The 23,298-nt window shown below is 52.8% G+C and carries 18 protein-coding genes; 6 read left to right on the top strand and 12 right to left on the bottom strand.

The window, feature by feature from the left end; genetic code table 11:
• Positions 1 to 71 precede the first annotated feature (71 nt).
• The 10 genes from EYB31_RS34475 to EYB31_RS34430 form a co-directional block, all read right to left on the bottom strand.
• A complete protein-coding gene (locus EYB31_RS34475) occupies positions 72 to 1,637 on the bottom strand; it encodes a site-specific DNA-methyltransferase (RefSeq protein WP_206105519.1) in 1,566 nt (521 codons plus the stop codon).
• A gap of 183 nt (positions 1,638 to 1,820) precedes the next feature.
• Positions 1,821 to 3,491 carry a phosphoenolpyruvate--protein phosphotransferase gene (ptsP, locus tag EYB31_RS34470; RefSeq protein WP_131018127.1) on the bottom strand — a complete coding sequence of 557 codons (1,671 nt, stop codon included), beginning with the start codon at positions 3,489 to 3,491 and terminating at the stop codon, positions 1,821 to 1,823.
• A gap of 140 nt (positions 3,492 to 3,631) precedes the next feature.
• Entirely contained in the window at positions 3,632 to 3,886 is a 255-nt protein-coding gene (locus EYB31_RS34465; protein ID WP_131018126.1) for an HPr family phosphocarrier protein, read from the bottom strand.
• Between the two features lie 3 nt (positions 3,887 to 3,889).
• Positions 3,890 to 5,068, bottom strand: coding sequence for an N-acetylglucosamine-6-phosphate deacetylase (gene nagA / locus EYB31_RS34460; RefSeq protein WP_131018125.1), 1,179 nt, complete (start codon positions 5,066 to 5,068; stop codon positions 3,890 to 3,892).
• A gap of 15 nt (positions 5,069 to 5,083) precedes the next feature.
• Positions 5,084 to 5,797 (bottom strand): SIS domain-containing protein, encoded by a 714-nt coding sequence (locus tag EYB31_RS34455; RefSeq protein ID WP_131018124.1) that lies wholly within the window; start codon positions 5,795 to 5,797, stop codon positions 5,084 to 5,086.
• Between the two features lie 14 nt (positions 5,798 to 5,811).
• Positions 5,812 to 6,936: an SIS domain-containing protein gene (locus tag EYB31_RS34450; protein WP_131018123.1), complete on the bottom strand. Its 1,125-nt coding sequence runs from the start codon at positions 6,934 to 6,936 to the stop codon at positions 5,812 to 5,814.
• A 111-nt stretch (positions 6,937 to 7,047) separates the two neighbouring features.
• Positions 7,048 to 8,634 carry a PTS system mannose/fructose/sorbose family transporter subunit IID gene (locus EYB31_RS34445; RefSeq protein ID WP_131018122.1) on the bottom strand — a complete coding sequence of 529 codons (1,587 nt, stop codon included), beginning with the start codon at positions 8,632 to 8,634 and terminating at the stop codon, positions 7,048 to 7,050.
• Between the two features lie 62 nt (positions 8,635 to 8,696).
• Positions 8,697 to 9,116, bottom strand: a complete 420-nt coding sequence (locus EYB31_RS34440; protein ID WP_165452769.1) for a PTS sugar transporter subunit IIA — start codon at positions 9,114 to 9,116, stop codon at positions 8,697 to 8,699.
• Positions 9,117 to 9,151: 35 nt separating this feature from the next.
• The gene (locus EYB31_RS34435) at positions 9,152 to 9,643 is read right to left on the bottom strand and encodes a PTS sugar transporter subunit IIB (protein WP_131018120.1); all 492 of its coding nucleotides are present in this window, start codon (positions 9,641 to 9,643) and stop codon (positions 9,152 to 9,154) included.
• A gap of 159 nt (positions 9,644 to 9,802) precedes the next feature.
• On the bottom strand, positions 9,803 to 12,553 hold the full coding sequence (locus EYB31_RS34430) for a sigma-54-dependent transcriptional regulator (protein ID WP_165452768.1): 2,751 nt from the start codon (positions 12,551 to 12,553) through the stop codon (positions 9,803 to 9,805).
• Positions 12,554 to 12,913: 360 nt separating this feature from the next.
• Between EYB31_RS34430 and EYB31_RS34425 the strand changes: the two genes are divergently transcribed.
• The 6 genes from EYB31_RS34425 (at position 12,914) to EYB31_RS34400 (ending at position 19,694) form a co-directional block, all read left to right on the top strand.
• Positions 12,914 to 13,906: a cation diffusion facilitator family transporter gene (locus EYB31_RS34425; protein ID WP_131018118.1), complete on the top strand. Its 993-nt coding sequence runs from the start codon at positions 12,914 to 12,916 to the stop codon at positions 13,904 to 13,906.
• Positions 13,907 to 14,219: 313 nt separating this feature from the next.
• Entirely contained in the window at positions 14,220 to 14,948 is a 729-nt protein-coding gene (locus tag EYB31_RS34420) for a FadR/GntR family transcriptional regulator (protein ID WP_240763158.1), read from the top strand.
• 370 nt (positions 14,949 to 15,318) lie between these two features.
• Positions 15,319 to 16,665, top strand: coding sequence for an ABC transporter substrate-binding protein (locus EYB31_RS34415; RefSeq protein ID WP_131018117.1), 1,347 nt, complete (start codon positions 15,319 to 15,321; stop codon positions 16,663 to 16,665).
• An 84-nt stretch (positions 16,666 to 16,749) separates the two neighbouring features.
• Positions 16,750 to 17,628 (top strand): carbohydrate ABC transporter permease, encoded by an 879-nt coding sequence (locus tag EYB31_RS34410; RefSeq protein ID WP_131018116.1) that lies wholly within the window; start codon positions 16,750 to 16,752, stop codon positions 17,626 to 17,628.
• Positions 17,615 to 18,457: a carbohydrate ABC transporter permease gene (locus tag EYB31_RS34405; protein WP_131018115.1), complete on the top strand. Its 843-nt coding sequence runs from the start codon at positions 17,615 to 17,617 to the stop codon at positions 18,455 to 18,457. Before EYB31_RS34410 ends, EYB31_RS34405 begins: the two co-directional genes overlap by 14 nt.
• A 40-nt stretch (positions 18,458 to 18,497) precedes the next feature.
• On the top strand, positions 18,498 to 19,694 hold the full coding sequence (locus EYB31_RS34400; protein WP_131018114.1) for an enolase C-terminal domain-like protein: 1,197 nt from the start codon (positions 18,498 to 18,500) through the stop codon (positions 19,692 to 19,694).
• A 120-nt stretch (positions 19,695 to 19,814) separates the two neighbouring features.
• Here the strand turns inward: EYB31_RS34400 and EYB31_RS34395 are convergent, their stop codons facing one another.
• Both EYB31_RS34395 and EYB31_RS34390 read right to left on the bottom strand, forming a co-directional pair.
• Positions 19,815 to 21,611, bottom strand: coding sequence for a cache domain-containing sensor histidine kinase (locus EYB31_RS34395; protein WP_131018113.1), 1,797 nt, complete (start codon positions 21,609 to 21,611; stop codon positions 19,815 to 19,817).
• 36 nt (positions 21,612 to 21,647) lie between these two features.
• Positions 21,648 to 23,258 (bottom strand): response regulator transcription factor, encoded by a 1,611-nt coding sequence (locus EYB31_RS34390; protein ID WP_131018112.1) that lies wholly within the window; start codon positions 23,256 to 23,258, stop codon positions 21,648 to 21,650.
• Positions 23,259 to 23,298 lie beyond the last annotated feature (40 nt).

Below are 23,298 nucleotides of genomic sequence, written 5' to 3'. Positions count from 1 at the left end.
GGGAGCCCTTTTTCTCTTCCACTACTCCCAAGGTGCGTTGTGGCGGTCGGTCGAGCCCCATGAAATGCGGGTTAAGTAGTTACCGATGCTGAAACTTTCTCGCCGCTTTCAAATTCCACCCGATACACACGAAACCCGTCATCGATCTCGGCGCCGGTTTCCTCCTGCACCTTGGCGGCCGCCCGCCGAATACGCTCTTTGCCGATCTCGCATATATTAGCGTAACCCGCCCGGCTGGCCTCCGAGCCTTCGGCCGTTTCCTCCGGCAATTGCACCATAATGTATCTGCGCCGGGCTCCATCCTCCGCATTGAGCTGCATAACGGCATGGGCGGTCGTCGCCGAACCGGAGTAATAATCGAGCACTATATCGTCGGCTTCCATTGTCAGACCAAGCAGGAACAAGATCAGCTCAAGCGGCTTCGAATAATCAAAAACTTTTTCTCCGAACAGCTGCTCCAATTTTTTGCACGCCTGAGTGCTCGAATATTCCTCGATCAAACCCAAAGGGCGGTTCGTGCGTACGATCGGTTGATCTTTATTGTCCACGTGCATATATTGCTTGCTGTATACCTGCCAATCGCCGTAATGATCCTGCTTGATCACGATAAACCCGTTTGCCATACCCCAGGCCAGCTTGGACTCCGACCACCTCCAGCAAGCCAGCTTATTGCCTCTGGAAGGCCATATCTCCGATTCGTCCGGAGCCTGAATCGCATAATCCAGCGACTTGGAATATTGGATGCTGGCCTGATTCAGCTTCTGCAAGTAATATTTGCCGCGCCGGCCGACATATTCATCCTGCATGGTATACCGGCCTTCGTTGGAAATGCCGACACCTTTCACCGTGAGCTGATCGATGGATTTGGCGTAACATAAAATATATTCATGCTTGACCCTGAAAAACTTGCTGTCAGAGCCGCCGCCTCCTTCTTTATTGGCCCAAACCAAATTGGCGACAAAGTTCCCCGAACCAAATATTTCATCGCAGATGAGCCGTAAATGGGCTTGTTCGCGATCGTCGATGCTGATAAAAATGACGCCGTCCCCGCGCAGTAATGGTCTCGCCAGCTGCAGTCTCGGATACATCTCCGTCAACCAATCGCTGTGGAAGCGGCCGCTTGATTCCGTATCGTGAAGCAGCCGTTTGCCTTTACCGTCGATTTGACCGGACATCTTTAAATATTGTTCCGAAGACTGCTTGTAATCGTCCTTGTATATAAAATCTTTCCCCGTATTGTACGGCGGATCGATATAGATGCATTTCACCTTGTCGGCATACGACGCCTGCAGCAACTGGAGCGCAAGTAAATTATCTCCTTCGATGTACAAGTTGCCCGTAGTGTCCCAGCTTACGCTCTCCGCTTCCACAGGGACTAAAGTGTGCCCGGCAGGCAGTTGATTCGCCGCTAGCATCGCTTGTTTTTTACCCGGCCAAGAGAGCTGGAAACGTTCCATTCCGCCCTCCCGCTCCGCTATGTACCCGGAAAACTCCCGCTTCAACAGCTCGAGATCGACCACCTGCCGGAAAGCACCGTCTTCGGCTCTGACTTCTGTGATGATATGAGGAAACAACTCGGCCAATTTTGCGACGTTTAGCTTGGTCTGTTCGCTTGATTGCACGATCCGTTTGTTCATGCATACCTCCATGTAAAAAGCAGGATAAACACGCTGTTCTTCCGCTTCGCCGCATTCATAAAGGTCTGGCTGCAGCTCCCCGCAAGGTCATTTTGCCGCTGATAACCAAAATATAACATATATTTGGATAGGCAAAAAGGAGCTTCATCTCTAAGCCGAGACGAGCCCCTTATGCAGGCCGCACTAACGATATGTTAATGAACTAACTTCCTCTACGGTGCGGCATTTCAGCGCGCGTTCCGCAAGCTCCCGGCATTCGGCGTAAGAGAGGGAGCGGACTAATTCCCGAGCTACCGGCAAAGACGGCGCATTCATGCTGAATTCATCAAGCCCAAGGCCCAGCAGGATCGGGATAGCCTGCGGATCGCCGGCCATTTCTCCGCACATGCCCGCCCATTTGCCGGCCGAATGTGCCGCTTCGATCACACCCGCAATCAAATGGAGCACAGCCGGTTCCAGATGCTGATACAAATAACTGACGGACTTATTGCCCCTGTCGGCGGCCATCGTATATTGAATGAGGTCGTTGCTGCCGATGCTGAAGAAATCAACCTCTTCCGCGAACATACGAGCCAAGACGGCCGCCGAAGGGATTTCCACCATAATCCCGATTTCCGGCAGCCGGGCGATCCCCAATTCGAAGGCCGCTTCCCGCAGCATCTGTTTGGTACGGCGCAGTTCATCCAAGGTCGCCACCATCGGGAACATCATCCGGATGCTGCCGTGTTCGCCTGCTCTTAAGATGGCGCGCAGCTGCGTTCGGAACAACTCCGGGCGATCCAAACAAAGCCGAAGGGCGCGATAACCGAGAAACGGGTTTTCTTCGGCTGCCATTTCCAAGTAAGGCAGCGCCTTATCTCCGCCGATATCCAGCGTCCGGAAAATGACCGGATGAGGGGCCATGCGCTCCACCGCTTCTTTGTATGCGGCGTATTGCGTCTCCTCGGAAGGAAAGCTGTTCTTGTGCATATATAAAAATTCGGTGCGGAAAAGTCCGACGCCGGCCGCGCCCCATTCCAGCGCGGAAACCGCGTCCTGAGGGCTGCCGATATTGGCGGCCAGCTCGACTTCCCGTCCGTCCATTGTGATCGATGGCAGGTGTTTATTGTTTTTGGCGGCCAGCAGTTGTTTGCGCTGTTCTTCCATTTGGGCTGCATAAGAAACACGCACCGGCTCGGGCGGATTGACGATCAGCTCTCCCGAGAAAGCGTCAAGCACGACGGTATCCCCAGCTTCGACCGCATCCAGCAACCCGCGAATGCCAACAATGGCAGGAAACCCGGCGGATCGGGCAATAATGACAGAATGCGAGGTAGGCCCTCCCGTTTCCGTGGCGAAACCAAGCACCATTGACACATCCAGTGCAGCGGTATCCGACGGGGTCAGATCTTTGGCAATCAAGATGGAAGGCTGCTTGAGATCGATCGCCGGGGCGGGCACATTCAGCAAAGCGGCCTGCAGTCTTCTTGCAAAATCTTTGACGTCTTGGGCACGTTCTTTCAAATAATCGCTTGCTAACATTGAGATCGCCGCGACAAATTCGTTGGTGGCTTCCGCTACCGCCCATTCGGCGTTTTTACCGGCTTCCATGCCGGCTTCGATCGCTTCCAGCAGCTCGGGGTCTTGGATAAAAAGCAGTTGGGCCCGGATAATCCCTTGCAGCTCCGGTGACAGCCGGGACTGCAGTTCCGCAAGCTCGCCGCCTGCGCGCGCCAACGCCCGATGCAATCTGGCTTTTTCAGCCGGTAGTTCGTCTGGAGACAATGATCTGCGTTCGATCGGGGGAAGCTCGCGTATAACAACAGCAGGTCCGACAGCCAATCCTTTGGATGCTCCTATCCCATACAAACTCATCCTGATGTTCTCCTCTCTATCTCGTGAGGCCACTGAAAAAGCGAACGATGGCGCTTCTCCAGCATGATTTCGCTCACTTCGCTAGTTTTTCAGTGGCCTTCTATCTCGTTTGGGTCCATATCGTTCGGACCTCTCTATTGTTAATGTGTATTCTCCAATATGCCGCCCAGCGTCTCCAATGCTTGCTCCGCATCGGGGCCTTCAGCCCGCAGCACAACGCTGTTGCCTTGTTCGATCCCCAATTTCAGCAGGCTGAGCATCGATTTGGCGTTTACCGATTTATTTTGAAACACAACTTCAATTTTGCTTTGAAAAGGGATCGCCGCTTCGACAAAATCCGAAGCCGGTCTTGCATGTAAGCCTTCGGGGTGGTTAATGGTCACTTGACGCTCCATATGTTACAGCCTCCTGTTTGCTCTTGTGTCATACAATATATGTCCTTTGCCGATCGTTAACGACACGGAAAGCTCCCGGTTCAAAACAACGATATCGGCGTCTTTCCCCGTTTCCAGCGATCCTTTACGGTCAAAAGCCCCAATCGAGCGGGCCGGGTTTTCGGATGCCATGCGCAAAGCCAGCGACAGCGGCAATCCGGCCTGCCGGACCAAAATGTCCACAACCTGATCCATCCGCACGATGCTGCCGGCAAGCCCTCCCGACAACGTTTGGCACCTTCCGTCCGCCACAACGACATCCATGCCTTTCCAGCGCTTGTACGTGCCGTCAGGCAAACCCGCCACGTCGGCGGAATCGGTTATCGCCACCGGGCGATGAGCCTCCACCTGCCGGGCGACCATGCCGACAATGGCCGGATGCAGATGCTCGCCGTCCACGATCATTTCCAGAAAAACGTCCGGTTGCTCAAACAACGCGGGAATCGTTCCGGGACGGCGGTGATGAATCGGCGCCATAGCGGAAAACAAATGAGTCGCCCGGCACACGCCGGCCGCAAGCGCTTGTTTGGTTTCCTCGTAAGAGGCACCGCTATGACCAAGCGACACCTTGGCGCCGTGTCCGCCGAAAAAGCGGACCGCCTCCATACCTCCCGGCACTTCCGGCGCCAAAGTAACGACCCGCAAAGCCGTACCCGCCGCCTCGCAGATTGCTTCCAGCTCGGACAATTCCGGCTGCCGCACAAATTCCTCCATGTGAGCGCCCCGGTAAGCCGGGTTGACATACGGGCCTTCCAGATGGACGCCCAATATGTCGACTATACCGGGCTCACCATTCCGATGTATGGAAGCCGCATACTGCAGGGCAAATAATGTATCTTCAAGCGAAGCGCTTGTTGTTGTCGCCAAACACGACGTCACTCCACCCCCGGCCATATGGCGTGAAATGACACTGTACGCTTCCTTGCAGCCCTCCATAAAATTGCGACCCATCGCGCCGTGCGCATGCGTGTCGATAAACCCCGGGGCCACGATGCAGCCCGATACATCGATCCGTTCCGCATCCACGGGAAGCTCCGCTGTCGAAATCCCGGTAATGGTACCGCCGTCAAAAAGCACGGAGGCCGTTTCAAAGGTACCGTCAGGCATAAGCACCTGTCCCCCGGTTAAAGCGGCTTGCGCCATGTCCCATCCCTCCGATTATCCCAGCTCGGGAATTCTGTGTTTGTACAGCTCGCCCAACCGGTCGTTGCGTTCATCGCCGCCCGGCATGTTGCGGCTGACCCGCACCGGCGGGTCAAACCCGTTCTCCAGCATCCAATGAACGGCTTCCGCCATCACCGCCTGAATAATCGTGACAAATGCGGCGGTCGACGCCGGCCCGTAGGCGTAAGGAAACGACGCTTCGGCAAGCAGCGCATCGCCGGCCGGTACATGCGTATCGATAAAATAATCGCATGCCTCAAAAAGCCGCTTCCCGTTCGAATGCCTGCCCGGCACCGACAAAGAGTGCGCTTTCGAACCGACCGCAACGGTCACGGCGCCGCGCCGCTTTGCAGCAAGCGCCACGTCGATCGGCATCGGGTTGATGCCCGAATGGGAGAAGACGAACAAATACTCTCCCGGCCGGACATCGCCGAATTTGAGCACGGCATCGCCAAGACCCTCCACCCGCTCCAGCTTGTCCGTCTCCTGCCTCGGCCATATGGCCCGAACCGCCGTGATAGTCCCGGCGCGGACAAACACTTCGTTAGCCGCCATATGCGAGTGGCCGGAGCCAAACAGATGCACAATGCCCCCGGAGGCGATCGACTGCCCGATACTGCCGCCAAGCAGCTGTATCACGGGCAGCTCGGCAGCCTTAATCTCCGCCAGAAGCGACCCAATCTTGTCAAAATATAACGATGCGGACATGGTCTCCTCCTTATTCAGCGCGGCAGCTTCAGCCGGGTTTGCAAAAACCGCTCATCGGTTAAACGCATGGCATCCGGTCGGATTCCGCGGGCGAGCGCCAGCCGATACGTAAACTCGTATAACGGAAGCACGGAAAATAATGGAGCGATCAGCTCCGGAACATCCGGCAGCGAGGTGACATGATGGCCGCTTTCCGCGAACGAATCGGGCGCATCGGTCAACACCCATATGTTGACGCCAACGGGGGCGAGAGCGGAAATCAGCTTCTTGGATTTTTCAAAGCTGGGACCTCGAACGGCGTAAACGATAACAAGATCGTCAGGCTCCATCGTTACCCACGGGCCATGCATGCCTTCCTCCAACTCAAACGCATGGGCTCTCGCCTGCGCCATTTCCTGCAGCTTCAGCGCACCGTCCAGCACACTCGCCGTATTCGGTCCCGCCCCGAACAAATAAACGCTTGAGCTTGGGTTCAAGCCCGCCGCAATTTGCCCGGTCAATCTCTCGCTGCCGTCCAGCACTTGCCTAGCCATATCCGGCGATTGTTCCAGAATCGCCTGCATCTCTTCCAAGCGATCGCCCGACAATCGTCCGACCTCCGCCGCCAGAAGGTACATCTTCAGCAGCGAGACCGCAAAGCTGCGCGTCTTCGGCAGCGGTTTTTCACGCCCGCCGCCGCCTTCAATGACATGCGTAGCCGCCAAGGTGAGCGGAGACCGCTCGACATCGGTCAAGCCGATCACAGCGGCCGCTCCGCGCCGTTTGGCCAGCTCCAGCGAATCCAAAACGACGGCCGTGCCGCCGGTATGGGAGATGCCGATTACAGCGCTCCCTTTCAACCGGGCCGGAGGATACGCCGAGAACTCGAAAGCATTGTAAGCATAAGCCGGAAGGCCGACTGCCCCGTTAAACAAATAAGCGCCGGCGATCCCCGCAAAATAAGAAGAACCGCAGCCAAGCAGATGTACGGCATTGGAGCCGGCAACGGCTTCAGCAGCCTGACGCACGAGCAGCCTGTTCGATTCCGTCAGAACGGAACTGAGGCATTCCGGCGTTTTCATCAACTCTTCCCACACATAAAACGGGTGTTCCTCCCGTTCAAAAACCGGACTCATCCAATCAGGAATTTGACGTTCCACTCCAGAATCCTCCTTAGGTTTTTTGCGCCAGCAAAAACTGGCTTCGTAAGCATCCGCTTTGGGTCGAAAGACGGAACCCCGGGGCCACAGCGGAATCCCCGGGGCTTCCGCTTAACCTAAAATGTTAAATCCGCCGAGCACAAGACCTACGACAATCAGGCCAAGCATAATGGTTGTCGTTTTGACATGTTTGCGGATCAGCCAAAAGACCAATAACGTCAAAGCAAGCGGCAGCAGCTTTGGCATGATGCCGTCGAGCATGGACTGAATCGAAACCGATGCTTTCTGCACGGTGTACTTCAGCGGAGTCGACACGTTGAGCCAGGTGGCGATCAATGCGCCTAACGCCATCAAGCCGGTGATCGTAGCGCCTTCCATGATTTTGCGGATACCGCCGGACGACATGACGCCAAATATCCGTTCGCCGAGCTCAAAGCCTTTTTTCAACGTAACCCAGCGAACGTACATATGAACCGCGTTAACTACGACAAAAAACAGCAGCGGAGCAACCGGGTTACCTTGCAGCGCCAGCGAAGCGGCGATACCGCCCATCAGCGGCCTGAGCGTACCGTGGAACATCGAGTCGCCGACGCCGGCGATCGGGCCCATCAAACCGGATTTCAAGCCTTGAATCGCTTTGGTGTCGATGTCTTCCCCGCGGGATTTCTTAATCTCCAATTCGGCGGTCAACGCCAAGATCGGCCCCGGAATCCAAGGGTGCGTATTAAAAAAGATGATGTGGCGCTGTAAAGCTTCTTTGAATTGTTCGGACTTATCCTTATACAGCTTGCGCAGCATCGGCAAAATCGCCCACGTGAAGCCAAGCGCCTGCATCCGGTCGAAGCTGAACGCCGATTGCAGCGAGAAGGAGCGCCAGTAGAGCTGGCGGATGTCTTTTTTGCTAAGAACGGATGCAGCTACCGAAGACTCGCCCGATACCGCCGCTTCATCCATTTCCTCGTAGCTTTCCTGGCTGCTTTTGCGTGTCATCATAATAATCGCGAACATTGCCGCCAGCAGCGCTACGCCTAACACGCCGACTTTCAAATAAGCGGCAATAATAAATCCGATGAACAAGTACGGAAACAAGCCGGGCGAAACAAGCGAAGAAAGCAGCAGCGCAAAACCGAGCGCGGGCAAGATATTGCCGGCGACGGTCATGCCGTTTTTCAGCCAGCCGGGGATGTCGTTAGAAATCAGTTTAACGGCGTTGGCTCCAAGCTGCAGCGCGATAAACGTCGGTATGGCATCGGCGAGAAAATGCGCGAGATTGCCTAGATGCACCATACGTGATATGCCTTTGTCGTCGCCTCGGCCCGCCATTTTTTCAGCGGCATTGACGAAAAACACGCTGACCGTTTTGGCCAGCACTTCGCAAAATACGCCGAGCAGCGCAGCCGGTACGGCGATCAGCAGCGCGGTTTCGATGCCTTGACCCGAAGATATGGCAAGCGCGGTTCCAATGATGCTGCCGATGTTATAATTCGGCGGCACGCTTCCCCCAATATCGGCGGCGCCCATAAAAATAAGCTCCAGCGTCCCTCCGATAATCAGACCGGTATGAAAATCTCCCATTATGAGACCGGTAATCGGAGCCAGCACAATCGGGCGTTCCAAAAACAGATCGCCCATAAACCGGCGGGAAAAATAGGCAAAGCCGGCCAAACACGCTAACAGTAACGCGATTCCAATGGACATTTTCGCTTTTCCTCCTCATTGAATTGAAATGCTGCTTAAAGCTGGCGTTCATTCCGAGCAGTTCAAAAGTCACCTCCCCGAAGAACTTTCCCAACGTTAACGATACCGCCGTTTCCCGCTTCGACCGCATAATCGGCCAGCTCCGACAGTTCCATGGAGTCGCGCAGCATCAGCACTTCGACGAGCATCGGCAAGTTGACCCCCGAAACGACCTCAAGCGGAACATGTGTCTTTCCTTCGCTGAAAATCGTTCCCACCGCCCGGGCCGGACTGCCGCCCGGCAAATCGACAAGCGCCAGAACGCCGTCGACGGCTCCTAACTGGTCCAGCGCTTCACGGAGCGAAGTTATCAAATCTTCCACACCTTGGCCGGGAACAAAAGAAATCGGCTGTACGGCCGCGGTATTGGTGACAAACATTGAAGAGCTTTCGAGTAAATATTCACTCAGTCTGCCGTGGGTTACAATCACAATACCTTTCAATTCGCACCTCTCCCCGTCTGTTTCTGTAAACCGAATTATTTAGTGTACGACCGGATAATTTGATTAAAATTCGTCGCCGAACCGCCCGGCAGCCAAAGCGCCTCCAATTCCAGACCCGCTGCGTCCAGCTTCCGCCAAGCCTCGATTTCGTCGGGCGTAGCGGCGACTTCTTTGGTCAGCCGTTCCCTTCCTTCCGTCATCCGCACGTTGCCGATATTAATCTTTGGCAGCGCAACGCCACCTTCGATTAATCCAAGCAAAGCTTGCGGTCCGCGCACGATGATGATCAATTTCTCGTTTCTGAATTTTCCCGCCGCAAGTTGGGCTGCAGCATCCGCTATCGACACAACCGAAGATTTCACCCCGACCGGCGTGGACATTTTGAGCAGCATCTTCTGCGTATTGTCTTGAGCGACTTCATCATCGACAACCAATATGCAAGTTCCCCCTACAAAACGCGTCCAGCCGACAGCGACTTGACCATGGATCAGCCGGTCGTCGACGCGAACAAGCACCATTTTCATCATCCCGATACCTCGCTTTATGTAAAATTCATTTTCTTTTTATTTATAAGCAAATTCCGTGCCAAGACACTAACCCCGCTTTTCCTGCAAAAACAAAGTGTCTTGGACTTCCGATCAAACGGAGTTCCAAGACACTGACAAGACAGTATCGGTGTTAGTATCTTATTCCGGCAGGACAATAAGCGCCAAATAGCCGATTTCGCTGCGCGGAAGCGGTTCGGATAAGCAATGACATGTACGGGAAACTGCCGTTTGGATCGTATTTAATAACAGCTGGTGATGCTGCTCCAAATAATCCAACTCGCTGCATTCCATAACGGAGCCGCCCGTCACGATCCGCTCAAGGGCAAAAGAAAGATGAATCACCCAGCGTACGGCCAAACTGGTGCGCAAAGAGGAACCTACCGTTTGCTCCAACTGCTCCAACGCTGCAATCGCCCCGCTCACATACAGTTGTCCGTCCTTGCTGTCGATATAGTCCGTTACGAATTTGCTCGCCAGCAAAATCGCCTCTTCCTTGGATAACCCGTCGGCATCGTCTGCCGCCGGCTGTCCTTCGGCCGTCAATTCCAGCAATGTTTTCATCCCGCTGCCAAACAGGATCTGATCCATCCCGATAAAAGCCACACCCGGCAGATGCGGATTTACAGTGCCTACTGCCGCAATCACGGTTCCCCGCCAGCCCTCCACATACAAACCGGAAATTTCCGAACCATTGTCCAGGTCGACGGCTTGCACCAGAACGGTCGAACGGAGATCGGCAGGCAGCGCCTCATTGATAAACGCCGCCAGCTTGCGGGCGGTCCCTTCCCCGGTCAGGCATGTGGTAATAATGAGCCGTTTGCCTTCGGGCAGGGGAAACGCTATATCAAAATCATAAATTTGCTTGACCGCCTCCACCATCTGCGCCAGCTTCATCTGTCCGTTATCGGCAAGCCGCGCCGCCTCTACGATTGCAGCCGTCGTGACAAGCGGAATCACGGCCACCGGAATACCTGTCATCCGTTCAAGCGCAGCGCCAAATCCCGTCAGCGAGCCCATGTCGACCAGCAGCAAAACGCCTTTGATTTTACCCATTTCCTTAATGCGCTGCGCAGCAATCTGCAGTGTGCTTTCCAAGCTTTGACTTAAAGGCATATCGATCGCCTTGACCTTTTTTTCATACAACAGCTCGTTAGCTACCTCGGCCATGCTAGTCGCCGTATGATCTCCGTGAGCGATAACCAGCACCTTTACCCGTTCCGTTTCCGCCACTCGCTTATGAGCCGCTAAGAACAAGGCGAGAAAACTGGTTTGGCCGTGTGTCAGCCGCGTTTCGAGCCCTTCTTCCAAGCGGCTGGACAGCTGTCTTACCACGCCGAATTCACGCGAACAATGCGCCGTCAGCTCCAGCATCGCTTCGGCGTCAAAGGGTTCGGTTCTCGACAGCGAAGCCAGATGCAGGGCAATCCCTGTCGTTACTTCAGGCTCGAATACGCAGCCAAGCTCCTTGCCGGCTTCCTCTACAAACCCAGCAACGACCTCCAGAAGCCTCTCCGGCAGCGTATGAGCTCCTTTGACATGCCGGAGCAGCCGCCGCAAATAATAATCGGCGTCAATTTGGATCAGCCGCTGGACTTCATCCTGCTCCAGACTGCTGCCCAAATAGTCGCTCATCCGCCGGTTAAAATCCGTATACAGATCATCTTTGCGCTGTTCCGGCGACTGCCCGCCGCTTCCATACCCGTTCGGCATCGGCATATAAAGCCGATCCTCCACCCCGATCAATTGCTCCACTTTAAGCGAATCCTGATGGCCCCGCAAATATTCCAGTTGAATTTGCGGGGACAGGTGCGTCACTACAAGCATCATGTATTCCGGCTTGCCGGCCGATGCCACGTAATTCAGAAACGCTTTGGCGCAGCCGAGCAGAACCGCGCTGTGCAGTTCTCCCACATTTCCCGACGCATGGAATGTCATCAAGGCAACCAAAACAAGCGGGCTTACCGAGATGGGGACGCCGATCCGGGCCGCTTCCTCCGCCAGGAAATATTCGATTAAAGCCAGTCTCTCCTCGAGCGGACGGGCATTGACATCGGGAAGCGTCAGCACGACGGGGAAACGCCGCAGCAGCGTTTTTAGCAGCAGGGACCGCGCATCCTCGGACGTGGCCGCGATCAGTCTGACGGATACCCGGCGTTGTGTCGCCCCGTCACCTAACATCCGGTATACGCCGCGATCCATCAGCAGGAACAACATCTCTTGTCCTTCCGGCGGCAAACGATGGATCTCGTCCAAAAACAAGACGCCGTTATCCGACTGGGCGACAAGTCCGGCGGTCGTTTGGTCGGCCCCGGTAAACGCGCCTTTGACATAACCGAACAGCTGCGCCAGCAGCAGCTGTGGATTGGCCGCATAATCGGCGCAGTTCAGCACATTAAACGGCGCATTGGGGACCAATCGGCCGGATTTTGCCGCATAAAAGTACATTTTTTCGGCTAAATAGCTTTTACCCGACCCGGTCGGTCCAAGCAGCAAAACCGGCAGCCCATGCGGAGGATACAGCACCGCCGCTTTCAACTGCTCGACGGCCGCGCGCAAGCTTCCTTTGGCGCCGATAACTTGATCGAGCAGCCTTTCGGATGAAGCCGGCCGTTCCGCAGCCGGATCTGGCCTGGCAACCGTCCTATACTGCGAATCCGGAAACTTCGTATCGGTATGCCGCACATCGTCCGCGATGCTTTTCAGACCAAATCTCACGGGACGGCCGCCGCTTTTGCGCAGCAGCCCTTCGCGCACCAACTCATTCAGATCCGCACTTGCATTATGCCGCAAAATGCCGGCGGCCTCGGCCACCTCATCGGCCGTTACACCCGGCGAATCAACAGTTGGAGCAATCTGCCGGACCATTTCCAATACTTTGATCTTGCGCAATGCCGCTGCTCCTCTCGCATCAAATTCGATATACTGTCCAAAAAATTCTGTCCAAAAATTACCTTTACACATATTGGAACTATATTTTACATTATTAATCATTTTTGAATTCTTTCAAGAGTAAGTTTATTCGGAACCCAACACAGAAAAGACCTTTTTACCGCAAGCGGGCAAATTTTCGCCTGAGATTATAGTCCACATGGTGAAATCGCTTGCATGAAAAAGCGGCCTTCAGGGGAATAATCGCCAAGCAATCATTAAACACTAAGAGAAAATTCGCTGTTACTTTTTAACAGTAATTCCGTATGTACATAGATCACTTTTTTAAACACTCTATCATGTGGAGGTTATTTTTCATTTATGGGCTCATTTCTCGAAGCGCTTAAGAAAGGCAACACCTCATCCGCGGCAGCGGCGGTAGGCAATACGGGCATCGCGATTTTAAAAGGAGTCGCAGCGGTGCTAAGCGGCAGCGGCGCCATGTTCGCCTCCGCCATGCATTCCATTGCGGATGCCATCAACCAGGCTTTTGTCTTTTTTGGCAGCGTGCTTGCCGAACGTAAACCTTCGAAACGATTTCCGGCCGGGTTTGGCCGGGTCATCAATATTTTCTGCATGGTCGCCGTTATTGTCGTCTCGATCATGGCCTATGAAACGATCAAAGAAGGCTTTCATCTGCTCACGCATCCGGCGCATGCAACGAATTTTTGGCTGAATTTTATTGTTTTGGCGATTGCCATCGGTGTTGACGGGTTCGTATTAATCAAAGCGATGAAGGAAATCGTTCACGAAACGCGGGCTGAAGCAAAAGGACTGAACATTGTGGCGACCGCTTTCCGGAACGTGGGACGGGCCGCTCCGCCGACCCGGCTTGTTTTCTACGAAGATATTGTTGCAACGCTGGGTTCTTTGTTGGCGTTAATCGCCATTGTCGTCTCGGCTTTTACCTCGTTCCAAGCGCTTGACGGCGTCGCCACGATACTGATCGGTTTCCTGATGATCGGCGTCGTATTTAAGGTAGGTTATGACAATATGGTCGGACTGATCGGCGTAGCGGCGCCTAAAATGGTGGAGGACCGGGTTGCGGCGATGATCCTCTCCGATGCGCAAGTAACGGATATCAATAAGCTGCGGATTATCCAGGAAGGCCGTTTTTATCATGTGGAGGGATATATCGAGTTAGTGAAGGGACTGACTTTGGCCGACGCCGACGACATCAAATTCAGAGTCAGAGACAAGCTGCTGGCCGACCCGGATATTTCCGACGTGATTCTCGGCATCATTGAGGATAACGGGATCCGCGACTGGAATTCGCCGACGAAGGTTTCCGATGAACCTTCGGTCATCACTTAAGCCACTGCCAGGCCCACGCCAGCAAACAGCGAGGCCATCAGCTAAGCGAACACTGCAAAAGCCAATCATACTTACGACCGCCGATTGTCCCCGAATATCTTGAATTGTATCTGCTTACGGCAGATGAAATTCGGGGACATAAGCGAACGCTGGCGCTTCAGCATGAGTTCACTTACTACGCTGCTTTTTCAGCGACCCCGCAATCGGTTCGACCCGGCTCCCTTTCAAACAAGACTATCCTAGGCATTTAAAATTAATGCTGGATTTTTTGCTCGAAGGATGGTAATATCACTTTTGCAGCAACTTGTAGGACATGTTATATGTGACGGTGGTGATGGTCCGAATGACGATTAAATCGATCGAGAAGCAAAATATTGTAGACGAGGTCTATGAGCAGATCAAAAACAATATTGTAAAAGGTGTATGGAAGCCGGGCGAGAAAATCCCTTCGGAAAATCAGCTCAGCTCCATGTTTAACGTGAGCCGCGTCAGCGTAAGAAGCGCCATTCAGAAGTTAAGGGCCGTCGGCATTATCAGCACGCGCCATGGACAAGGTTCCTTTGTCTCTCCTTCATTTCACGAAAGCATTGTCAACAATTTGATTCCGATCATGAATCTCAGCGAGAAGGAATTTCTCGATATGATGGAATTCCGCGAGACGATCGAGTTCAAATGCATCGACTTGGCGGTGCTCAGAGCCGACGAAGCGGATCTGGATCAGATCGGCAAAGCGCTCGACAAAATGATGGCCAGTAAGGACGATTACAAAAAGTATTCTTCCGCAGACTTCGAGTTTCATTTGGCGATCGCCAAAGCGTCGAAAAATGAAATCTTGTACCTCGTGATGAAAAACACCAGCGCTTATTCGCATTATTTGGAAGAGCTCAACCGGGTGTTTGGCATTAACGATGACAGCTTGCAAGGGCATATCGAGCAATTTCAGGCGCTTAAAAACAAAGACGCAGCCAAAGTAAAAGAGCTTATCCGCCGCGGGATGGAAGAAAATATCGTCAAGGTTCGCCAAAGAATGAACGGCTCATAAACGATCGATCATTCTTTTTGCAAGTTATCTTGTAGGACAACTTACAAGTTTTCGTCAATTAACTTGTAGGACAACTGTTGTCTGTCTTGTTTGGTTGATGTCCACTTGTTTGTTTAGCTGCCTGCCTCCTTCTTATCCGAATCTCTTTTCCGCGGTATAGCTAACTAACTGTTGGTGAAACTATGCAAGAAACCGACTTGTCAAAATATGCCCTAACCTTACATCTGCAAAATATGTTGTAAGCGCATTGTTCCTGAATTTGTTTGTTACCGCTTGGATTCCAGGCCTTTACAGTTCGCCTCACGCGAAGCTGGAATCGGGCTTTAGCAATATATATGCTATTTTCTATCATTATGGGAGGGTTACACAAATGAAAAAGCAGCAAGCAGCATTGGTATGTTCCGTAATGGCGCTGGCCGTTGGATTAGCGGGATGCGGCCAAAATAACGCACCGTCCGCTCCATCCGCAGGCGACGCCTCCAAATCGGGTAGCGCAGCGGCAGGCGGCCCGGTAAAAATCACGATCATGTCCGCCAGCCAAACGGAAACGCCGGCAGGACCTACGGAAAAGTCGATTGCCGACGAATACATGAAGCAGCACCCGAATGTCAAAATCGAATTTATCGGCGTGCCGATGAACGATATGTACAAAAAAATTACCGCCTTGGCCACAGGCGGCGACTTGCCGGACGCTTTCACCAACACTCCGGAATTTATGAATACAGCTTACGGCATGAACATTACAGCCGACTTGACCAAACTGCTCGGCGCCGATTATTTAAAAGAATTTTATCCTAATATCATCCAAGAAAGCAGCGTAGAGGGCAAGCTGCAATTTATTCCATGGACGGCTGCGCCGCAAGCGCTGATCTACCGCGGAGACTGGTTTGAGAAGGAAGGCCTGAAAGCCCCGGAAACATGGGACGACTTCCTCGATGCCGCGAAAAAGCTGACCAAAGATACAAACGGCGACGGTAAAGCGGATCAATGGGGTTTTGCGATGATCGGTACACGCAACACCTCGGGGGGCACACGTTTCCTGCCGGTGCTTCGTTCCTTCGGAGCCGACGAGCTGAAAAAAGACGCCAGCGGCAAATGGATCACCGAACTGAACACGCCTAACGCCAAAGCGGCGCTCCAATTCTACGCCGATCTGAACAACAAATACGGCGTTGTACCTCCGGGTGTAACCGAAACAGGCTTCCCAGAAGCAGCCAGCTTGATCGCTACCGGCAAAGCGGGCATGATCATCAGCGGACCTAACGCCATCGGCACGATTCTTTCACAGAACCCGGACCTGAAAGGCAAGCTGTACAGCGCGCCGATTCCGAAAAAAGAAAAAAATTCGGCAACCTTCGGCCTGCTTGGCTACTCCGTATCCGAAGCCAGCAAAAACAAAGAAGCTGTCGCCGATTACCTGAAATTTCTCGTAAACAAAGAAAATGCGCTGAAGATGAACGAATCCACAGGTTACCTGCCGACCAAAGCCGACGTAGGACAAAGCCAACAGCTCTCTACACCGGAAAAAGCAGGCTTCGTCAAAGCGCTCACCTTCGCGTATTCGGCGCCAACGCTCTCCACCTACTCGCAGTTTTATGACATCGTAGCCGAAGCTTATCAATCGATGCTTGCTTCCGGCTCCAAAATCACTGCAGACGATGCAGCCAAAAAAGCCGCCGACCGCGCCAACGAATTGATCGGCAAAGAAGGCAAGTAATTGCTATACCAAGGGGGAAGCTCTCCCCCTTTTCTTTCATCTTACGGATTTATCAGGAAAACTTGCCCATAAGGGGGGAAACGGATGAGAAACGCTATAGCCAAAGACCAGCGCACAGGCTACTGGTTTATTACCCCGGCAGCCATCACGCTGATCTTGCTAGTAACGTATCCGCTCGTTTACGGAGCTTACATCAGCTTTTTTACGACCAATCTGGTTAACAAATGGAATTTTGTCGGCTTCTCGCATTATATCGAAATTTTCTCCAAATGGGACTTTGTCGGCAGAATCGGCTTAACGCTGAAATATACCATCTTGACCGTTATCGGTCACGTGATTATCGGCCTTGGACTGGCGCTTATATTAAATATGAACCTGCGGGGCCGCACTTTTTTCAGAGCCATTCTCATTTTGCCGTGGCTGCTTCCGGAGGTCGTGGTCGGCCTGCTGTGGAAATGGCTGTTTAATCCGATGTACGGGTTGTTCAACTACATTATGATGCAGCTGCATATCATTTCCGATCCCGTCTCGTGGCTCGGCGACGCCTTTTATGCGTTTATCGCAATTGTCATCGTGTGTATCTGGAAAGGATACCCGATGGTCATGCTGCTCGTTCTGGCGGGTCTGCAATCGATCTCCCAGGACACATATGAAGCGGCCAAAATCGACGGCTGTACCCGGTTCCAGTCGTTCCGTTATGTGACAATTCCAGGCCTGCTGCCTGTTTTGATGGTTACTTTGATTTTGGATACGGTGTGGTGGTTTAAGCATTTCACGATGATCTGGATTCTGACCGAAGGCGGTCCCGGCGACGCGACCAACGTAGTCAGCATCGACATCTTCAAGCAGGCGTTCCAATTCTTCGATTTCGGCAAAGCGGCGGCGATGGCGGTTATCGTATTTTTCGTCTGCTTTATCATCGGATTCTTGTACAGGAGGCTGTTTGGCAATGACAACGACTAATCGCAACGGGTTTCTGTTTAACGCCTTGATGTACGTCATCCTGATCATCGCTTCGCTTGCCGTGCTTGTGCCGGTGTTATGGATGGTATCGACTGCGCTCAAGCCGACGACGGAGGTTATGGTAACCCCGCCGCGGTGGATTCCCGAACATACCAGCTTTGAAGCGTTTGTCCGCATCTGGAAGGACTACCCGTTCGGCACTTATTTTATCAACAGCGTATATATCGTGCTTGTATCTACCGGCATCTCGCTTATCTTCTCAGCGCTGGCCGGCTACGGGGCTTCGCGTTTCCAATTCCGCGGGAAAGGCGCGTTTCTGACCTTCCTGCTGATTACGCAAATGTTCCCGTCGATCATGCTGCTTATTCCTTTTTACAAGGTGCTGAAGACGTTTGGCCTGATCGACACGCATATGGGATTGATCGTGGTTTACATTTCGTTTTCGATTCCTTTTTGCACCTGGATGATGCTTGGCTTCTTCCAAGGGATTCCGAAAGAACTTGACGAAGCTGCGGTCATCGACGGCTGCGGACGGCTGCGCACGTTCTTGCAGATCATCTTGCCTTTGTCTTTGCCGGGTCTTGCGGCAACGGCGATTTATTCGTTTATTATCGGCTGGAACGAATACATGTTTGCATTTATTTTAACGACCTCGGAGTCGATGAAAACTTTGCCTGTCGGGATCGGACAGCTTAACGGTTTCTATAAAATCGTCTGGAACGACCTGATGGCCGCTTCGATCGTCTCCAGTCTGCCGCTGGTCATCATGTTCCTGTTCCTGCAGAAGTATTTTATCAGCAGCTTAACGGCTGGCGCGGTCAAATCATAATCATACAGACATAGAATAATTCGGATAGGGAAGTGCACTCATGATTACAATAAGAGATGTGAAAACGATACTTACCGCACCGGAGGGCATCAATCTGGTTGTGGTCAAAATCGAAACGTCGGAGCCGGGCTTGTACGGACTCGGCTGCGCCACGTTCACTCAGCGTTATTTGACGGTCGCCTCCGCGATCGACGATTATATGAAGCCGTTTCTGATCGGCAAAGACGTAAACCGCATCGAAGACATTTGGCAAACCGCCATGGTTAGCGGGTATTGGAGAAACGGACCGGAGTTTAACAACGCCTTGTCGGGTGTCGATATGGCGCTATGGGATATTAAAGGCAAATTGGCCAATATGCCGCTTTATGAGCTGCTGGGGGGCAAATGCCGCGAAGGCGCCGCGATCTACAAACACGCCGACGGCGGCAGCAAAGAAGAAGTCGAACAAAACGTGCGCGCCAGCATGGAGCAAGGTTACCGCTATGTGCGCTGCCAAATGGGCCTCTACGGCGGCAAAGGGCAGACAATGGTCAAACCGGATAACGCCTTGGACGGCGTCTATTATGATCCGAAAGCTTACATGAGAGGCGTAGCCGAAATGTTCGAGCATATTCGCGGCGCTGTGGGCTGGGAAGTTGAATTGATCCACGACGTTCACGAGCGGCTTACGCCGATTGATGCCGTGGCTTTCGCCAAGCAGCTTGAGCCTTTCCGCCTGTTCTATCTGGAGGACGCGCTCCCGCCGGAGCAGATCGAATGGTTCAAAATGATCCGCCAGCACAGCGCGATTCCGATTGCGATGGGCGAGCTGTTCAACAACCCGAACGAATGGATGCCGCTGATTTCCAATCGCTTGATCGATTTCATCCGCATCCACGTCAGCCAAATCGGCGGCATTACGCCGGCGAAAAAGCTCGTGTCGCTCAGCGAGGCGTTTGGCGTGCGCACAGCATGGCACGGCCCTGGCGACGTATCTCCGGTCGGCCACGCCGCCAACGTGCATCTGGATGTCAGCAGCATCAACTTTGGCATCCAGGAGTGGAACGGCTTCCAGGATACGATCCACGAAGTGTTCCCGGGCTGCCCGGAATCACGCGACGGATATGTGTATCCGAACGACAAGCCGGGACTCGGCATCGACATCGACGAGAAAGCGGCGGCCAAATTCCCTTGCTCCAACGTGCTGCCTACTTGGACGATGGCGAGATTGCCGGACGGCACTTCCGCTCGCCCTTGATGGCCAACGCACACAGCAAATGCACCCGTTCGAAACGCCGGAACGCCTCAAGGGCCTTCCTTCGGCGATTCGCCGGGTGCATTTTTTTGCGCTATTCATTTGTCCGCCCAGGCATACCGGTCAAGTCGTCCCGGCATATGCGGCCTGGACCCGGCGGTTCAGGCTCTCCATGCTGCCGCTGGCCAGCAGCGGAAACCGGATCGTCACACTCGCTCCGCAGCCGTTGTCGTTATTGGCAATATGAATTGTATAGTCGTCGCCAAAAAAAGCGTCAAACCGTTCGCGCACATTGCGAATCCCGTAACCTCCCGTATTTCGGCTTGGCCCATCGGCCCATCCGTTCTTCAAGCCGGCTCCGTCGTCCTTGATGACGATAAACATGTCTTGACCGTCTTCCATGGCCGTAATTTCGATTCTGCCGCGCATCCGCTCGTTAAATCCGTGAATGATCGCATTTTCGATAAACGGCTGGAGCGTCATTTTCGGAATATAATAATGTTTGATGTTATCCGGCACGTCGATATGTACGGCAAGCCCTTCCTCCCACCTTAGCTGCTGAATCTCCATATAACATCCGGCGTGCGTGAACTCCTCTTCGATCCGGATTAAGCTTTCGCCGTTGGACAAGCCGATCCGGAACATTTTGCCCATCAACTCAAGGATTACGCTTAGTTTATCTTGGCCTGCCGTAATCGCCATCCAATTCAGCTGATCCAGCGTATTGTACAGAAAATGAGGATTGATCATCGCCTGCAGCGCCTTGATTTCCGTCCGCTTCTGCTGCATATATTGCTCCTCCAAAGAAACGTATAGCGACTGAATGCGGTCCATGAGCTTCCGGTATCCAGAGAACAGCACCCCAAATTCGTTGCGGTAATCCTCGGGTAAATTCACTTTATAGACATTGGCTGTATACCGGCCCATTTCATGCAGCAGCATCCGGATTGGCCTGATAAACTGCTTGGACAGCAACAAGGTAAAGAAGATGGACACGACGATGGCCGAAAGCCCGACCAGCGACAAAATCATAGCCGTCCGCACGCTGCCCCCGGTAACTTGATCCCATGGCGTCAGCTCGACCAGACTCCAATTCACGTTAAAATGCTTCGCCCAAACGATCAGATGCCGCGTCGAATGACCGATTCGTTCACCGCTTTCGTCCGGATTGGATTTCATATATCCGGATTCGGCGATCATCTCGGGCATATAAGTCTTCACCATATTTTTGGATTTGGGATCCCCGACCGAAGTGATCACCCTGCCGCCCGAATCGAGCAGCACGCGGTTGGCTCCCGCGGCTTCGCCACGCACCGAATTTTGAATAGAAGACGCTTTGACGTTCAGCACTAGAATGCCCAAATAATCCCCGTTGACCGAATACACCTTGCGCGCGAAGCTGATTACGTTCTGTTCCCCTTGATACGACTTGATCATATGTTCGCTGATCCATGTAAAATCGCTATTGTCGACCAGCGGATACCAATCTTCCTGCTTCGCCTTCTCTTCATCCATAAAAACGACGGGACTTTGCGGCTTGGATTGCGGCGCGGTTTTCGTATACATCTCGATCGATTGAATAATTGGCGTAGCGTACGTGATGCTGGCTAGAAAACTTTCCATTTCCTCGTTTTTGCGGTAGCCGATGTACACATCATCGGGGGCATCCTTATATTCGGAAAGCACCGGGTTGCGGGACGCAGCCAAAGAAACCTGCTCAATGGAACGCATCTGTATCTCGATTTTATTGTACAGTTCGTCCAGAATCCGCTGCTGGTAGAAAGACGTCATTCTGACCATTTCCTGCGAAGACAACGTATAACTAAGCGAGATCACAACAATCAGCAGCAAAATGATAAAAATCGAGAAACCGCCGTACAACAGCGAGTCGATCGGGTATTTTTTAAACACATTTTTCATAGGCGTATCCTCCGGGGACGGGAGATTTTTCGGTAACTATTGAATCAGCTCGGCAGGGGTAACGCCAAAATGCTTTTTGAACGTGGTGCTGAAGTAAGGAATATTCTTATAACCGACACTGGCGGCGATTTCGTAAATTTTGTACTTTCTTTCAAAAAGCATACCTTTGGCTTTCTCCATCTTGACCCTGATGATGAAATTGTTGATCGTTTCGCCCGTCGCATCTTTGAAAATTTGGCTTAAATAGTTTTTGGAAATAAACACCTTTTCGGCCAAATCGGAAATCGTGATTTCCTTGGAATAATTTTCATAAATATACTGCTTGATAAAGTCGATGGCGATCTTATGCTTAAAGTTGTCGTGCCATTGCTGGTTCAAACAGATTTGCGCAATTTTCCCGTTCAGCCAGCTTTCGTATTGATCGACGGTATGCACTTGACTGAGCTCCCGCTCAATGGACGGCTCCATTGACACCGCCTCCAGCGAAATTTCCTCATCGTTCAGCGCGTAGCTGAGAATCGCCCAAAATTGGGCTCCCAGCAGTTGAAGCCGGCCGTATTGCGGGTGCTGACTTTGCTTTAGCGCGGATATGTAATGCCGGATGATTTTCGGCGCGTTTTTTCCTTGCGTTTGTTTAATGTCCTCCACCAGCTCTTGATAAAACTTCATCGTTTTCAGCTTCACTGCCGCGTGAGCCGAAGGAACCGGAGACAACTTCGTGTACTCATATAGGCTTGACGCCTGAACCGAAGCCGCTTCCTGCGTTAAAAATTGAAACGCCTCCTCCATCGAGTCGGATATGTCCGCCCAGCTTTGTTTTAAGCCGCCAACGCCCATACGCACGTCGATTTGCAGATACTGATGGATACAATCGATCAGCTTGCAGGCCGATTGTTTCACTTGATGGATGATGTCCGAATAAAGCGAAGACTTGTCAAAATGCAGAATCAGCGCCGCATGATAGCCATGCAGCTCGACATAATCAAAGACATAATGCTCCTCTTCCAATATTTCCTGGATGATGTTCTGAATCGCGAATCGAAACAGCAGCCGATCCGATGCCTTGACGCCGGCTATGCGCGACGTCCGCATAATTTCCAGACCAATGACCATATGGCTGCTGTCGCCGTAACCTAAAATTTGCACCGCTTCTTTTTCCGTCTCGCCCATCATGCCCGTCACCGCGGTTTTCAGCAGCTCTTTGCGCACGAAGGGCTCGTACAACATCAGTTGATCGCGGAGCTTCTCCTGCTCCAATATGACGTTTTTCTCGCTTTCAATGGAAGCGATTGCACGCAACAGCGCGTCACGAATCGTATTTCTCGATACCGGCTTGGACAAATAATCTTCGACGCTGAGCCGCAGCGCTTTCCGCGCAACCTCAAAGTCCGAGTATCCGCTGTGGATGAGAAACTTGCCTTTATATTGCTCTTCCCGTAAAATTTCGATCATTTTCAGTCCATTTATAATCGGCATGTAAATATCCGTGATCACGATATCCGGCTGCTTGGCCCGAATCAGCTCCAATCCCCGGGCCCCGTTCAGACTTTCGCCCACCCACTCGGCATTCAGCTCCTCCCATGGAATCACCTGCTTCATGCCTTTCAGAACTTGTCTGTCATCGTCAATAATCGCAATTTTCCACATGCGATACCCTCCCGGCCGGCAAGCCTTATTGTACTGAAGT

The organism is Paenibacillus thalictri, from assembly GCF_004307995.1.
In the GTDB taxonomy this organism is placed as follows: Bacteria; Bacillota; Bacilli; order Paenibacillales; family NBRC-103111; genus Paenibacillus_AF; species Paenibacillus_AF thalictri.
The sequence above is the reverse complement of the archived record's forward strand: the minus strand, read 5'-3'. Positions and strand labels throughout refer to the sequence as shown.

Coding starts and splice junctions, on each gene's coding strand:
- EYB31_RS34475 (WP_206105519.1), bottom strand. CDS start 1,637: ATGAACAAACGGATCGTGCAATCAAGCGAACAGACCAAGCTAAACGTC.
- ptsP (WP_131018127.1), bottom strand. CDS start 3,491: ATGAGTTTGTATGGGATAGGAGCATCCAAAGGATTGGCTGTCGGACCT.
- EYB31_RS34465 (WP_131018126.1), bottom strand. CDS start 3,886: ATGGAGCGTCAAGTGACCATTAACCACCCCGAAGGCTTACATGCAAGA.
- nagA (WP_131018125.1), bottom strand. CDS start 5,068: ATGGCGCAAGCCGCTTTAACCGGGGGACAGGTGCTTATGCCTGACGGT.
- EYB31_RS34455 (WP_131018124.1), bottom strand. CDS start 5,797: ATGTCCGCATCGTTATATTTTGACAAGATTGGGTCGCTTCTGGCGGAG.
- EYB31_RS34445 (WP_131018122.1), bottom strand. CDS start 8,634: ATGTCCATTGGAATCGCGTTACTGTTAGCGTGTTTGGCCGGCTTTGCC.
- EYB31_RS34435 (WP_131018120.1), bottom strand. CDS start 9,643: ATGATGAAAATGGTGCTTGTTCGCGTCGACGACCGGCTGATCCATGGT.
- EYB31_RS34425 (WP_131018118.1), top strand. CDS start 12,914: ATGGGCTCATTTCTCGAAGCGCTTAAGAAAGGCAACACCTCATCCGCG.
- EYB31_RS34420 (WP_240763158.1), top strand. CDS start 14,220: ATGTTATATGTGACGGTGGTGATGGTCCGAATGACGATTAAATCGATC.
- EYB31_RS34415 (WP_131018117.1), top strand. CDS start 15,319: ATGAAAAAGCAGCAAGCAGCATTGGTATGTTCCGTAATGGCGCTGGCC.
- EYB31_RS34410 (WP_131018116.1), top strand. CDS start 16,750: ATGAGAAACGCTATAGCCAAAGACCAGCGCACAGGCTACTGGTTTATT.
- EYB31_RS34405 (WP_131018115.1), top strand. CDS start 17,615: ATGACAACGACTAATCGCAACGGGTTTCTGTTTAACGCCTTGATGTAC.
- EYB31_RS34400 (WP_131018114.1), top strand. CDS start 18,498: ATGATTACAATAAGAGATGTGAAAACGATACTTACCGCACCGGAGGGC.
- EYB31_RS34395 (WP_131018113.1), bottom strand. CDS start 21,611: ATGAAAAATGTGTTTAAAAAATACCCGATCGACTCGCTGTTGTACGGC.
- EYB31_RS34390 (WP_131018112.1), bottom strand. CDS start 23,258: ATGTGGAAAATTGCGATTATTGACGATGACAGACAAGTTCTGAAAGGC.